This is a genomic window from Streptomyces sp. NPDC093111 (genome assembly GCF_040683955.1).
Classification (GTDB): domain Bacteria; phylum Actinomycetota; class Actinomycetes; order Streptomycetales; family Streptomycetaceae; genus Streptomyces.
Map to the genome: position 1 here is coordinate 369,024 of NZ_JBFBNW010000004.1, position 13,931 is coordinate 382,954.

At 70.5% G+C, this 13,931-nt stretch carries 11 protein-coding genes; 7 read left to right on the forward strand and 4 right to left on the reverse strand.

Going from position 1 to position 13,931, the window contains the following annotated elements:
• The first annotated feature begins 33 nt into the window (after positions 1 to 33).
• The gene (locus tag AB0Q96_RS08770) at positions 34 to 912 is read left to right on the forward strand and encodes a hypothetical protein (protein WP_365323092.1); all 879 of its coding nucleotides are present in this window, start codon (positions 34 to 36) and stop codon (positions 910 to 912) included.
• Between the two features lie 72 nt (positions 913 to 984).
• On the opposite strand, the gene aspS is transcribed toward AB0Q96_RS08770, so the two are convergent.
• On the reverse strand, positions 985 to 2,805 hold the full coding sequence (gene aspS / locus AB0Q96_RS08775) for an aspartate--tRNA ligase (RefSeq protein WP_365323094.1): 1,821 nt from the start codon (positions 2,803 to 2,805) through the stop codon (positions 985 to 987).
• Positions 2,806 to 2,947: 142 nt separating this feature from the next.
• On the opposite strand from aspS, the gene AB0Q96_RS08780 reads away from it, so the two are divergent.
• Together AB0Q96_RS08780 and AB0Q96_RS08785 are read left to right on the forward strand one after the other, a co-directional pair.
• On the forward strand, positions 2,948 to 5,248 hold the full coding sequence (locus AB0Q96_RS08780) for a SpoIIE family protein phosphatase (protein WP_365323096.1): 2,301 nt from the start codon (positions 2,948 to 2,950) through the stop codon (positions 5,246 to 5,248).
• 66 nt (positions 5,249 to 5,314) lie between these two features.
• Positions 5,315 to 6,127, forward strand: coding sequence for an MBL fold metallo-hydrolase (locus tag AB0Q96_RS08785; RefSeq protein WP_365323098.1), 813 nt, complete (start codon positions 5,315 to 5,317; stop codon positions 6,125 to 6,127).
• On the opposite strand, the gene AB0Q96_RS08790 is transcribed toward AB0Q96_RS08785, so the two are convergent.
• From AB0Q96_RS08790 to AB0Q96_RS08800, 3 genes are all read right to left on the reverse strand, one after another.
• Positions 6,128 to 7,210, reverse strand: a complete 1,083-nt coding sequence (locus AB0Q96_RS08790) for an AI-2E family transporter (protein WP_365323100.1) — start codon at positions 7,208 to 7,210, stop codon at positions 6,128 to 6,130.
• Positions 7,211 to 7,369: 159 nt separating this feature from the next.
• Positions 7,370 to 8,332, reverse strand: a complete 963-nt coding sequence (locus AB0Q96_RS08795) for a pirin family protein (RefSeq protein WP_365323102.1) — start codon at positions 8,330 to 8,332, stop codon at positions 7,370 to 7,372.
• Between the two features lie 179 nt (positions 8,333 to 8,511).
• A complete protein-coding gene (locus AB0Q96_RS08800; protein ID WP_046909367.1) occupies positions 8,512 to 9,030 on the reverse strand; it encodes an SseB family protein in 519 nt (172 codons plus the stop codon).
• A gap of 125 nt (positions 9,031 to 9,155) precedes the next feature.
• Here AB0Q96_RS08800 and AB0Q96_RS08805 point away from each other — a divergent pair, with 125 nt between their 5' ends.
• The 4 genes from AB0Q96_RS08805 to AB0Q96_RS08820 all read left to right on the forward strand — a co-directional run bounded on the left by AB0Q96_RS08805 (position 9,156) and on the right by AB0Q96_RS08820 (position 13,913).
• Positions 9,156 to 9,581, forward strand: coding sequence for a hypothetical protein (locus AB0Q96_RS08805; RefSeq protein ID WP_365323104.1), 426 nt, complete (start codon positions 9,156 to 9,158; stop codon positions 9,579 to 9,581).
• A 5-nt stretch (positions 9,582 to 9,586) separates the two neighbouring features.
• The gene (locus AB0Q96_RS08810; RefSeq protein WP_365323106.1) at positions 9,587 to 11,350 is read left to right on the forward strand and encodes an alpha/beta hydrolase; all 1,764 of its coding nucleotides are present in this window, start codon (positions 9,587 to 9,589) and stop codon (positions 11,348 to 11,350) included.
• Between the two features lie 58 nt (positions 11,351 to 11,408).
• Positions 11,409 to 11,912 (forward strand): hypothetical protein, encoded by a 504-nt coding sequence (locus tag AB0Q96_RS08815; protein ID WP_365323108.1) that lies wholly within the window; start codon positions 11,409 to 11,411, stop codon positions 11,910 to 11,912.
• A gap of 171 nt (positions 11,913 to 12,083) precedes the next feature.
• Positions 12,084 to 13,913: an acyl-CoA dehydrogenase gene (locus AB0Q96_RS08820; RefSeq protein ID WP_365323319.1), complete on the forward strand. Its 1,830-nt coding sequence runs from the start codon at positions 12,084 to 12,086 to the stop codon at positions 13,911 to 13,913.
• Positions 13,914 to 13,931: the final 18 nt, after the last annotated feature.

Below are 13,931 nucleotides of genomic sequence, written 5' to 3' on the forward strand. Positions count from 1 at the left end.
ACCAGGAGAAGGACCGACCCCTCAAGGAACCCCGTGGTCAGCTCCCCGCACGAAGCGATGCACCGCATCTTCCAGCACGACCTGCACCTCTTCAGCCGCCTCTCCGGAGTGCTCGGCTTACCCCTGCCCTCGCCCGTCGAGGTGACCGTCATGCCCACGGACCTCACCGAGGCGAGTCCCGTCGAGCGGCGGCTGGACACCCTTCTGCGCCTCGACAGCGCGGAGGACGGCTCCCTCCTCCTCGCCATCGAGGCCCAAGGGAAGAAGGACCCGGCGAAGCCGGCGAGCTGGGCGTACTACACCGCGTACCTCTGGACGAAGTACCGGTTGCCGACCGCGCTGCTGGTCGTGTGCCAGGACCGGGCCACCGCCGAATGGGCCGGGCGGCCGGTGTCCAGCGGACCGCCGGACCTGCCCACGCTCACCCTGCGGCCGCTCGTCGTGGGCCCCCACAACATGCCGGTGATCACCGACCCCGCCGAGGCCCGCGCGGACCTCGCACTGACCACCCTGTCGGCCATCACGCACGCGGGCGATCCGGACATCGGTGCCATACTGAAAGCACTTTCCACCGCTCTGCGGGACGTCCCCGAGGACGTCGCCGACCCGATCATCGAATTCACCACCCAGGGGCTGGAGAAGCGACCGGCCCTAGAGCTCTGGAGGAACCTGGTGGCCGTGGACCTCTCCTTCTACACGTCGGTCATCTCCGAGGAGATCCGGGACGAGGGCCGTGCCCAGGGCACGGCCCAGGCCATACTGATCATCCTGGAGCAGCGCGGACTCGACGTCTCCGACGCCGCCCGTGAGCGCATCACCGGCTGCGACGATCCCGAGGTGCTGCGTCGCTGGGTCGCTCGGGCCGTCAGTGTCTCCGGCGTCGACGAGATCTTCGCCGACGAGGACGCGTAGGCCGTATCCCCCGCAAACGAAAGGGCCCGGAACCGAGGATCGGTTCCGGGCCCTTTCGTCAGGCCGTCAGGCTCAGCGGGCCGCGTCCGGGTGGACCGACTCCGTGACCGGGCGGTCGTCCGAGGGCTTCTCCTTCGTGACCGGCTTGCGGAGCTGGATGTTCAGCTCGCGCAGGCGGGACTCGTCGAGCTCCGTCGGGGCGCCCATCAGGAGGTCCTGGCCGTTGCCGTTGAGCGGGAAGGCGATGATCTCGCGGATGTTCGGCTCGTCGGCGAGGAGCATCACGATGCGGTCGACGCCGGGGGCGATGCCGCCGTGCGGCGGGGCGCCGAACTCGAAGGCACGGAGCATGCCCGCGAACTCGGTCTCGACGGTCTCGCGCGTGTAGCCCGCGATCTCGAACGCCTTGAACATGATCTCGGGCTCGTGGTTCCGGATCGCGCCGGAGGACAGCTCGATGCCGTTGCAGACGATGTCGTACTGCCAGCCGAGGACGTCCAGCGGGTCCTGGGTCTCCAGGGCCTCCAGACCGCCCTGCGGCATCGAGAACGGGTTGTGCGAGAAGTCGATCTTGCCGGTCTCCTCGTCCTTCTCGTACATCGGGAAGTCGACGATCCACGCGAAGCGGAAGACGTTCTCCTCGAAGCGGCCGGCGCGCTTGGCGGCCTCGACCCGGACCGGGCCCATGATCTTGGAGACCTCGTCGAACTCGCCCGCGCCGAAGAAGACGGCGTGGCCGTCGGCCAGGCCGAGGCGCTCGGTGAGGACCTTGACGTTCTCCTCGGTGAGGAACTTGGCGATCGGGCCGGTGAGCGCGCCCTCCGCGCCGACCCGGACCCAGGCCAGGCCCTTCGCGCCGAGGGAGACCGCGAAGTCACCCAGCGAGTCGAAGAACTTGCGGGGCTGGTCGCCGGTCTCCGGCACGGCGAGCGCGCGGACGTGCTTGCCGGCGAAGGCCTTGAACTCGGAGTTCTCGAAGACGTCGGTGATGTCGACGAGCTCCAGGTCGGTGCGCAGGTCCGGCTTGTCGTTGCCGTACTTCAGCATCGACTCGCGGAAGGGGATCCGCGGGAAGGGGGAGCTGACGTGGCGGCCCCCGCCGAACTCCTCGAAGAGCTCCGTCATCAGCTTCTCGATCGGCTGGAAGACGTCCTCCTGCTCGACGAAGCTCATCTCGACGTCGAGCTGGTAGAACTCGCCCGGCGAGCGGTCGGCGCGGGCGTCCTCGTCGCGGAAGCAGGGCGCGATCTGGAAGTAGCGGTCGAAGCCGGAGATCATCAGCAGCTGCTTGAACTGCTGCGGCGCCTGCGGCAGCGCGTAGAACTTGCCCGGGTTCAGACGGGACGGGACGACGAAGTCGCGGGCGCCCTCGGGGGAGGTCGCGGCGAGGATCGGGGTCGCCATCTCGTTGAAGCCGAGGGCCACCATCTTGGAGCGGATGGCGGCGATGACGGCGGAGCGCAGCATGATGTTGCGGTGCATGCGCTCGCGACGCAGGTCGAGGAAGCGGAACTCCAGGCGCCGCTCCTCGTTCACGCCGTCGTCGGCGTTGATGGTGAAGGGGATCTGCTTCGCCGCGCCCAGGACCTCGACCGTGGCGGCCTCGATCTCGATCTCGCCGGTGGCGAGCTCCGGGTTCACGTTGTCGGCGCCGCGCGAGACGACCTTGCCGTCCACGCGGACGACGGTCTCCTTGGTCAGCTTGTCCAGGACCTCGGCCGCGGCGGTGCCGGGACGGGCGACCAGCTGCGTGATGCCGTAGTGGTCGCGCAGATCGATGAAGAGGATGCCGCCCAGGTCGCGCCGATTGTGCAGCCAGCCGCTCAGCCGGACGTCAGTACCGACGTCAGAGGCGCGGAGCTCGCCGCAGGTGTGGGACCTGTACCGATGCATCGTCGTTCATCCAGTTCTTCGGGATCCTTGGTGGGCGCCGGACGGACACACGTCCAGCCGTCCCAGGGTACCGGGCCACCCATGATCGCGATTCGAATACTCTCAGTGGCGACTTGCAGTCCGATATTCATAAAGTGGGGCAATGCGCACCGAGGACGTCCTGGCCGCCATCGCGACCGGTCTGTGGCGCTGGGACAACGCGTCCGGGGTGGTCACCCTCGACGCCGAGGCGGCCCGGCTCCTCGGGCTGCCCGCGGAGTCCGTGCGGCTCACCGAGGCGGCCGTCCGCTCCCGTTTCCACCCCGTCGACTGGAACGAGATCGACGGCGTGGTCCACCTGGCCGTCGCCGAGGACACCCTGGCCGAGGCCCGGCTGCGCATCATGGACGAGCAGGGCCGGGTGCTCCGTACCGTACGGAGCAGGTCCAAGCCGCTCATCGAGGGCGACGACTACCAGCTGGTCGGCACCCTCCAGGAGGTCGCCGAGCCGCAGCCCGGCACCGCCGCCTCCACCCCCATCACCGGCGACTGGCGCCGCTCCCGCGAGGCGTTCCTGCTGGACGCGGGCCGGGCGCTCGCGGAGGCCCGGTCGACGGCCGAGGTGCTGCGGGTGGCGGCCTCGCTGTCCATGCCGGGCTTCTCGCCGGACGGGCTCGCCGTCTTCGGCCTGGCCGGCGACCGGCTGACGATCATCGGGCACCACGGGCACAGCGAGGGCGACGAGGGCCCCTTCACCTCGATGACCCTGGACACCGACTACCCGGCGGCGGAGGTGGCGCGGACCGGGCGGGCGATCTACCTGCCGACGCCCGAGGAGTACCTGCGCCGATTCCCCATGACCTGGCCGCTCGCCCAGCGCTTCGGCCGCCGCTCCTGGGCCTTCGTCCCGCTGGTCGTCGCCGGGCGCACGATGGGCGCGTGGATGGCCGCGTTCAAGCACCCGGTCGCCTTCACGCCCGACGAGCGCTCGGTGCTCACCACGGTCGCCCGGATGCTGGCCCAGGCGCTGGCCCGGGCCGGGGTGGCCGAGTCGGAGCGGGAGCTGTCGCTGGGGCTCCAGCGCACGATGATGCCGGTGCTCGGCCCCGGCATCCCCGGCATCCAGGTGGCCGCCCGGTACGTGCCCACCGGCGGCGGTCTCCAGGTCGGCGGCGACTGGTACGACATGATCCGGCTGCCCGGCGGGTCCGGCGCCGGCCGGATCGCCCTGGTGATCGGCGACGTCCAGGGCCACGACGTGCGGGCGGCCGGGCTCATGGGGCAGCTGCGGATCGCCCTGCGGGCGTACGCCTCCGAGGGGCACCGCCCGGACGCCGTGCTCTCCCGGGCGTCCCGGTTCCTGTACGGCATCACCGAGGGCACGGACGGCACCGAGGGCACGGACGGCACAGGCGGGGGTGTCGGAGGCTACGGGGCCGACGACTCCGGGCCCTACGGCGGCCCCCGCTTCGCCACCTGCCTGTACCTGGAGGTCGACCTGGAGTCCGGGGTGGTCGAGATCGCCCGCGCCGGGCATCCCGATCCGGCGGTGCGCATGACCGACGGAACGGTTCTCCTGAGGCCCACGGCGGGCGGCCTGCCGCTCGGCATCGACCCCGACACCGACTACCCCACCACCCGGCTCACCCTGGAGCCCGGCGAGACCCTGATGATCTGCACCGACGGCCTCCTGGAGACCGGCGGCCACGACCTGGACTCCGGCTGGGAGCGGGTCCGCAAGCTGCTGGAGGCCGACGACGGCGAGGACCTGGAAGGGCTCGCCGACCGCCTCGTCGAGGCCGTCCACGGGCCCGGCTCGCACCACACCACCGGGCCGCTCGCCGACCGCCGCGAGGACGACATCGCGGTGCTGCTGCTGTCCCGGCAGGGCGCGGCGACGCTGCCGGCCCCGCGCCGCACGATGATGACGGTCGCCCAGGCCGAGCCCGAGCGGATCGCCGCCGCCCGCGAGCAACTGCGCCAGCTCCTGCACGACTGGTCGGACGAGGACCAGGTCGACTCGGCGGTCCTGATGGTCTCCGAGATGCTCACCAACGTGCTGGTCCACACCGACGGCGACGCGCTGCTCGTCGCCGAGGTCGTGTGCGGCGGGACGTCCCGCCGGCTCCGCGTCGAGGTCTCCGACGCGAGCGACGAGCTCCCGCACAAGCGGCACCCGGGCGAGATGGCCTCCAGCGGGCGCGGGCTGTGGCTGATGGAGATGCTGGCGCACGCGTGGGGGGTGGACCCGCGGGGCGACGGCAAGTCGATCTGGTTCGAACTCGACGAGCCCGGCCCGGCCGAGGAGACCGACCAGGGCGAGGAGAACGACGCGGCCGACAAGCCCGGCCTGCCCGACGCTGCCGACGCGCCCGGCCTACCCGACGAGCCCGACCAGGCCGACGCGGCGAACGAGCAGGGCCTGCCCGACCAGGCCGACCAGCCCCCCACCCCCGCCCCGTAACGCGCGCCCTCCCCACCCCCGGAGGAGACTGGTTCCGTACGGTCGCCGGGGGACCTGGAGCCCGCCATGGACACGCACAGGGTCGGCAGTGACGTCACCGTCCTCGGGGACAGTCTCGAAGTGCCGGGGATCGGCCACATCCCCGTCAACGCCTTCGTCCTCACCGCCCGCGAGCCGGTGGTCGTCGACACCGGGCTGTCCGTCGCCGACCGGGACTTCCTCGCCGTGCTCGGCGGCATCGTGGACCCGGCCGACGTGCGCTGGATCTGGCTGACCCACCCGGACCGCGACCACACGGGCGGGCTCTTCGCGCTGCTGGAGGCGGCGCCCCGGGCGAAGGTGGTGACGACCTTCGTCGGCGCGGGGATCATGACGACCGAGCGGGCCCTGCCGATGGACCGCGTGTACTTCCTCAACCCGGGCGAACGCCTGGACGTGGGCGACCGGTCGCTCGACGCGTTCCGGCCGCCGCTCTTCGACAACCCGGCCACCGTCGGCTTCTACGACGAGAAGACCCGGATCTGTTTCAGCTCCGACTGCTTCGGCGGCCCGATGCCCACCGAGGAGCTCGCGCGCTCCGGGCACGCCAACGACCTGAAGCCGGAGGAGCTGCGGGGCGCGCAGCTGCTGTGGGCGATGATCGACAGCCCGTGGGTGCAGATCGTGGACCCGGTGAAGTACGGGCTGTGGGTGGACCTGGTCCGGGAGATGAACCCGGAGATCGTGCTGAGCACGCATCTGCCGCCGGCGGTGCGGATGACCGGCCGGATGATCGAGACGCTCACGATGGCGCCGGACGCGGACCCGTTCGTCGGCCCCGACCAGGCGGCCCTGGAACAGCTGCTCGCCTCCTTCGAGCCAGGTCCCCTGCCGGCCTGATCACCCGCTCCCGCTGTCCTGGACGTCCCGCCCGCCCTGGCTCCCGTACCGGCTGCGCAGTTCGCCGATCACCCCGAACGCCGCGGCCGTCAGCGGGACGGCGAGCAGCATGCCCAGGATGCCGGCGACGGAGGCGCCGGCGGTGATCGCCAGCATGACCACGGCCGGGTGCATCTGCACGGTCCGGCTCTGGACCATGGGCTGGAGCACGTTCCCCTCCAGGACCTGGACGGCGAGGACGACGCCGAGCACCCACAGCGCGATGACGAAGCCCCGGTCGGCGAGGGCGACGAGGACGGCGACGGCGCCGGAGAGGAAGGCGCCGAGGTACGGGATGTAGGCCGTGACGAAGACGAGCGCGGCCAGGCCCACCGCGCCCGGCACCTTGAGGACGAGCAGGCCGATGCCGATGAGGACGGCGTCGACGAAGGCGACGAAGGTGGTGCCCCGCATGAAGCCCTCGACGGCCTCGAAGGCGCGCCGCCCCATGGCCTCCACCATGTCGCCGGTGGAGCGGGGGGCGAGCGAGCGCAGCGCGTCGACGGCCCGGTCGGAGTCGCGCAGGAAGAAGAAGATGAGGAGCAGGGCGAGGACGGCGGCGGCGAGCATCTGGCCGACGACGCTGAGCCCGGAGATCACTCCGGAGGCGGCGGTCCCGCCGAACTTCTCCAGCAGCTTCTTGGCGTTCTTGGCGAGGTCGTCCAGGGAGGTGCCGGCCGCGCCGAGGTGGTCGGCGATGTCGGTGGCGGCCTGCCGCAGCGAGGCGATGATCTGGTCGCCGGTCTCGATGAGGGCGGCGACGACGATGTACGTGGCGCCGCCGACGACCGTCACGACGGCGATCACCGTGAGCCCGGCGGCCAGCGACTTCTGCACCTTCATCCGCAGCAGCCGGCGGTAGAGCGGGCCGAGCAGGGCGGTGCCGAGGAGGGCGAGCAGGACGGGGGTGACGGCCGTCTTGAAGACGACGCAGAGCCAGATGAAGACCGCCGCGACCCCGGCGACGAGGAGGGCGACGGCGCACCAGGCCGCGGTGCGGCGGGCACCCTCGGGAAGCAGCGGCGGCGGGCGATCGGTGGACACCCGTCCACCGGACCACGCCGCCCGGCGTGTCGTCCTGCGGTGGGGGCCGGACGGGCGACGGCGCCCGCCGCGGGGCGGCAGGCCGGGAACGGAGGAGCCGTCACGGGTACGAGGGCGTCCTCGCGCCCCGTACCCGTGACGGCTCCGGCCGTACGGGTGCTACTCGCCCATGCCGTGGACGGCCGGGATGGTGCCGAGGCGGCCGGCCTGGAAGTCCTCGAAGGCCTGCCGCAGTTCGGCCTGGGAGTTCATGACGAACGGGCCGTAGTGCGCCATCGGCTCGCGGATCGGCTGTCCGCCCAGGAGCACGACCTCCAGGTCGGGGGTGTTCGCGTCCTGCTTCTCGTCCGCGCGGACGATGAGCGCGCCGCCCTTGCCGAAGACGGCGGTCTGGCCCACGTGGACCGGGCGCCGATCGGCGCCGACGGTGCCGCGGCCGGCCATGACGTACGCGAGGCCGTTGAAGTCCTCGCGCCACGGCAGGCTGATCTCGGCGCCGGGGCGCAGGGTCGCGTGGATCATCGTGATCGGCGTGTGGGTGATGCCCGGGCCCTGGTGCCCGTCGAGCTCGCCGGCGATGACGCGGAGCAGCGCGCCGCCGTCGGGGGAGGTGAGGAGCTGGACCTGGCCGCCGCGGATGTCCTGGTAGCGGGGGGCCATCATCTTGTCGGCGGCGGGCAGGTTCACCCAGAGCTGGAGGCCGTGGAAGAGGCCGCCGCTCATGACGAGCTGCTCCGGCGGGGCCTCGATGTGGAGGAGGCCGGAGCCGGCGGTCATCCACTGGGTGTCACCGTTGGTGATGGTGCCGCCGCCACCGTTGGAGTCCTGGTGGTCGAAGATCCCGTCGATGATGTAGGTGACCGTCTCGAAGCCGCGGTGCGGGTGCCACGGGGTGCCCTTGGGCTCTCCCGGCGCGTACTCCACCTCACCCATCTGGTCCATCATGATGAACGGGTCGAGGTACTGGTAGTTGATCCCGGCGAACGCGCGGCGTACCGGGAAGCCCTCGCCCTCGAAGCCGGAGGGCGCGGTGGTCACCGCGAGCACCGGCCGGGCGACGGCCTCGGCGGGAGCGGCGACGCGGGGCAGGGTGAGCGGGTTCTCGACGGTCACGGCGGGCATGGCGGGCCTCCTTCTGTACGACCACTTTAGTTGAAGCTCGTACGACTGCTTCGCTTCCACTTTCGTTGAAGCTTGAACTTTCTGCCACCTGGAACGCGGGACGCCCGGGAGGTATTCCTCCCGGGCGTCCCCACACCTTCCGGCCGTCGACCGACTTCGGCCGATACGACCAGCGTCCGTCAGCCGTACATCCGCCGCATCGCGAAGTCGACCATCTGCTCCACGGCCTTCGCGTCGAAGACCATGCGGTGGTCGCCCTCCATGTCGAGGACGAAGCCGTACCCGGTCGGCAGCAGGTCGATCACCTCGGCCCCGGTGATCACGAAGTACTTGGACTCCTTGCCCGCGTACCGGCGCAGCTCCTTCAGCGAGGTGAACATGGGGATCACCGGCTGCTGGGTGTTGTGCAGGGCGAGGAAGCCCGGGTTGTCCCCGCGCGGGCAGTAGACCTTCGAGGTCGCGAAGATCTGCTGGAAGTCCTCGGCCGCGAGGGTGCCGGTCGTGAAGGCCCGGACGGCGTCCGCGAGCGAGGGCGGCGACGGCTCCGGGTAGAGCGGCGGCTGCTGGGCGTACCCGCCCTGCATGCCGCCCTGCATGCCGGCCTGCGCGCCGCCCTGCATCCCGCCGTGCATCGGCGGCTGCTGCGGGGGCTGGCCGTACTGCTGCTGGGCACCCGGATTCTGGTCGTAGCCGTACATGGGCCCAGACTATCGACCGGACGCCCGCCCGGGGGGCGCATGGATGCCCCGCGCACTCTTCTTCGCACGGCACGGACTCTCTTGCTAGGTTCGCGGAAGCAATCCGGCCACCACGGGGGTGAAAGATGGCGCTCAACGCCAAATGGCAGGAAATCATCGGCGAACAGCCCGCGGCGATGAGCCTCGCGGGGGTCCCGGCGCCCGACGGCGGAGGCGGCGGAGGTCCCGATCTCAAGGCCGACGTGGGCCCTTGGCACAGCGCCGGGAACACCGCGGGCGAGCTGAAGACCTCCACGACCACCTCGGTCACCGACCTCGACACCGCGAACGAGGGCGTCACCGGCGGCACCGCGGGCTTCGACTCCTCCGCCGCGCTCACCGAGATCCTCGGCACCTGGAAGACCCGCCTCACCAACGTCCGCGACGAGTGCGGCCGCCTCGAAGGCGCCCTGAAGGCAGCCGGGCGCGACTTCGGCGAGCGCGAGCTGGACACCCAGCAGAAGGTCGCCGCCGAGGGCGACAAGCAGTCCGGCCCGAAGAAGGAAGGCTGACCGCCGTGCCCACCTGGCAGCAGCTGCGCGACGTGAAGCTGAACGAGTACACCGACGCCGCCGACGGCTGGGGCAAGATCAGCTCCCGCTCCAACGCGGACAAGGACCGGGTGGACAACGGGATGTTCGCCCGGATCCACGACACCCAGAAGGGCGACACGGCGAACAAGGCGGGCGGCGACGTCCAGCAGCTCTCCCGCAACTACCAGTACCTGCACACCGAGTGCGGACTCGTCCGCACCGCGCTCAACGGGCTCGCGGCCGAACTCGCGGCGCCGCAGAAGAAGTTGAAGCAGGCCCTGGAGGACGCGGAGAACCTCAAGTTCACCGTGAAGGAAGACGGGTCGGTCAGCTACCCGACCCAGTCGTACGTCCTCAAGGGCGACCAGACCGCCCACGACGGCGCCCCCTTCCCGTACCTCCCCGGCAAGGCCGAGGGCATCGGCAGCGGCGACGAGAACAAGGGCAAGGCCGAGGACATCGCCCAGCGCATCGGCGACGCGGTCCGGGAGGCCACCGAGATCGACGGCCGCTACGCCGGCGCCCTGCGCAACCTGAAGGCCGAGCCCGGCCTCACCGTCAGCGACGCGACCCTCGCCGACGCCGCCAAGGACACCAAGGCGCTGCAGGACGCGGCCGGCAAGTACGCCGACGACGACAAGATCCCCCACGGCAAGTCCCCCAAGGAGAACGCCGACTGGTGGAACGGCCTCACCCAGGAGCAGCGCGACGAGTACGCGACGCTCTACCCGGCCTCCATCGGCGCCCTGGACGGCATCCCCTCCGGCGTCCGCGACGACGCCAACCGGATGGTGCTCGCGGAGTCGAAGGCCCAGTACCACCTCGACCTCAAGGCGATCCCGCCCGAGCCCGTCCCGAAGATGGTCTTCGCGGGACGCGCCGGAATGCTGTACAGCGACGCGTGGATCAAGTGGGACAAGGAGTACGGCGACCGCAAGGCCCATCTCGAGAGCTCGCTCAAGGGCATGGACGCGATCGACGAGCGCTTCGCCAAGACCGGCAAGGACGGACTGCCGGAGGCGTATCTGCTCGGCTTCTCCCCCGAGGGACACGGCCGGGCCATCGTCGCGAGTGGAAATCCCGACAACGCCGACCACACGGCCGTCTACGTGCCCGGCACGACGTCGAACCTGGGCAGCATCGGCGGCAACATCGACCGCATGAACAGCCTGTGGCGCGAGTCCCACGCGATGTCACCGGGATCGAACGTCTCCACCATCACCTGGCTCGGCTACGACGCCCCGCAGGACATCGTGAAGGACGCGCCCTTCAGCCACTACGCGAACGACGGCGCTCCGGCCTACAACACGTTCATGGAGGGCCTGGAGGTCGCGCAGGGCGGCCCCGACAAGAGCCACACCACCGCCGTCGGGCACTCCTACGGCACGACCCTGATCGGCTCGGCCGCGCGCCAGGGCACCCTGCACGCCGACGACATCGTCTTCGCGGGCAGCCCCGGCGTCCAGGTGGGCTCGGCGGGCGAGCTGGACGTCCCCAAGGGGCACGTGTGGAACGAGGAGGCCGACGGCGACGCCGTGCCCGACATCGGCCGGTGGGGCCACGGCGGCAGCCAGTGGCGGCTGGGCGGCGGCGTGTTCCTCATCCCCAGCGACGAGGTGTTCGGGGCCAACCAGATGGCCACGGACGGGGAAGGGCACAGCGACTATTGGAACGACGGCAGCCTGAGCATCAGGAACCAGGCCGCCGTGGTCACCGGCGAATACGAACAGGTGAAGAAGGTTGACTAAGGTCCGGGCCGGCGCCGCCGCCGTGGTGGCGGCGCTCCTCACACTCACGGGATGCAGCATGTCCGATTCGAACGGGACCGCGGCCGGCACGTCCGGCTCCGACGGGGCGAAGGTCGTCGGCGTACGCGACCAGGACGAGGTGAACGCCGAGACCAAGAAGGTGTCGAGCGAGCTCTACGACCTGATCGCGGTCAAGGGGACCGCCTCCAAGGCGGGCGCCGGGGTGCGCTCCTGCGAGGGCCTGGACCGCGAGAAGTTCTACACGATGTTCCACCCGTGGAGCCTGTCGGCGACGACCGACGACGAGCTGGCGCAGGCCATGGAGCGACTGAAGGCGGAGCTTCCCAAGCACGGCTGGAAGATCGTCAAGTACGGCCCCGACGGCAGCCCCGCCAAGAGCCTGGAGCTGACGGCCGACAACGACGAGCGGAAGTTCGGCGTGCACGTCAGCTTCTGGAAGGCCCGCACCGTGCTGGGCAAGCCGAAGCCGCCGATGCTGATGATCGACGTCGTCTCCGGCTGCTACCAGGTGCCGGACGGCCAGAAGGTGGAGCACTACTGACCGCCCCGGCCCCGCGCCACTGAGGGCGGCGTCACAGACAACTTGGCCGGATAGGGGTTGCCGTTATTACCGGTGGGTAGCATCATCGTAGAGAGCGTGAGCTACCCGCCGGTAGTCGTCGTGTACGCGTATGAGGAAACCGCCTCCCCGAGCCTTTACGGAGCCGTCGCCATGGGGCACTACAAGTCGAATCTCCGCGACATCGAGTTCAACCTCTTCGAGGTGCTCGGCCGCGACAAGGTGTACGGCACCGGTCCGTTCGAGGAGATGGACGTCGAGACCGCGAAGAGCATCCTCGACGAGATCCGCCGCCTCGCCGAGAACGAGCTCGCGGAGTCCTTCGCGGACGCCGACCGCAACCCGCCGGTCTTCGACCCGGAGACCAACACCGCGCCCGTCCCGGCCTCCTTCAAGAAGTCCTACAAGGCCTTCATGGACTCCGAGTACTGGCGTCTGGGCATCCCCGAGGGCATCGGCGGCACCACCTCGCCGCGCTCCCTCGTCTGGGCCTACGCGGAGCTCCTGCTCGGCTCGAACCCGGCCATCTGGATGTACTCCTCCGGCCCCGCCTTCGCCGGCGTCCTCTACAACGAGGGCAACGAGGCGCAGAAGAAGGTCGCGCAGATCGCCGTCGAGAAGCGCTGGGGCTCCACCATGGTGCTCACCGAGCCCGACGCGGGCTCCGACGTCGGCGCCGGCCGCACCAAGGCGGTCCAGCAGGAGGACGGCTCCTGGCACATCGAGGGCGTGAAGCGCTTCATCACCTCCGGTGAGCACGACATGGAGGAGAACATCCTCCACTACGTCCTCGCCCGCCCCGAGGGTGCCGGCCCCGGCACCAAGGGCCTCTCGCTCTTCCTCGTCCCGAAGTACGAGTTCGACTGGGAGACCGGCGAGCTCGGCGCCCGCAACGGCGTCTACGCCACCAACGTCGAGCACAAGATGGGCCTCAAGGCCTCCAACACGTGCGAGATGACCTTCGGCGACCAGCACCCCGCCAAGGGCTGGCTGATCGGCGACAAGCACGAGGGCATCCGCCAGATGTTCCTCATCATCGAGTTCGCCCGCATGATGGTCGGCACGAAGGCGATCTCCACCCTCTCCACGGGCTACCTCAACGCCCTGGAGTACGCCAAGGAGCGCGTCCAGGGCACCGACCTGGCGAACTTCATGGACAAGGCCGCGCCCAAGGTCACCATCACGCACCACCCCGACGTCCGCCGCTCGCTGATGACGCAGAAGGCGTACGCCGAGGGCATGCGCTCCCTCGTCCTCTACACGGCCTCCGTGCAGGACGCGATCGCGGTAGCGGAAGCCGCCGGCGAGGACACGAAGGCCCTGCACGGCCTGAACGACCTGCTGCTCCCGATCGTCAAGGGCTACGGCTCCGAGAAGGGCTACGAGCAGCTCGCCCAGTCGCTGCAGACCTTCGGCGGCTCCGGCTTCCTGCAGGAGTACCCGATCGAGCAGTACATCCGGGACGCCAAGATCGACACCCTCTACGAGGGCACCACGGCCATCCAGGGCCAGGACTTCTTCTTCCGCAAGATCGTCCGCGACCAGGGCGCCTCCCTGAACGCGCTCGCCGAGGAGATCAAGAAGTTCCTCGCGGTCGGCACCGGCGGCGAGGAGCTGGCCGGCGCCCGCGACGCGCTCGCCAAGGCGGCCGTCGACCTGGAGGGCATCGTCGGCAAGATGCTCACCGACCTCACCGCCACCGGCGAGGACGTCAAGAACATCTACAAGGTCGGCCTCAACACCACCCGCCTGCTGCTCGCCTCCGGCGACGTCGTCGTCGGCTACCTGCTGCTGCGCGGCGCGGCCGTGGCCGCCGAGAAGCTGGCCGCCGGCGCCACCGGCAAGGACCTCGCGTTCTACCAGGGCAAGATCGCGGCCGCGAAGTTCTTCGCCGCCAACATGCTGCCGGGCGTCACCGCCGAGCGCCTCCTCGCGGAGGGCGTCGACGGCTCGCTGATGGACCTGGACGAGGCCGTGTTCTAGGACACGCCTCCGTCCGCA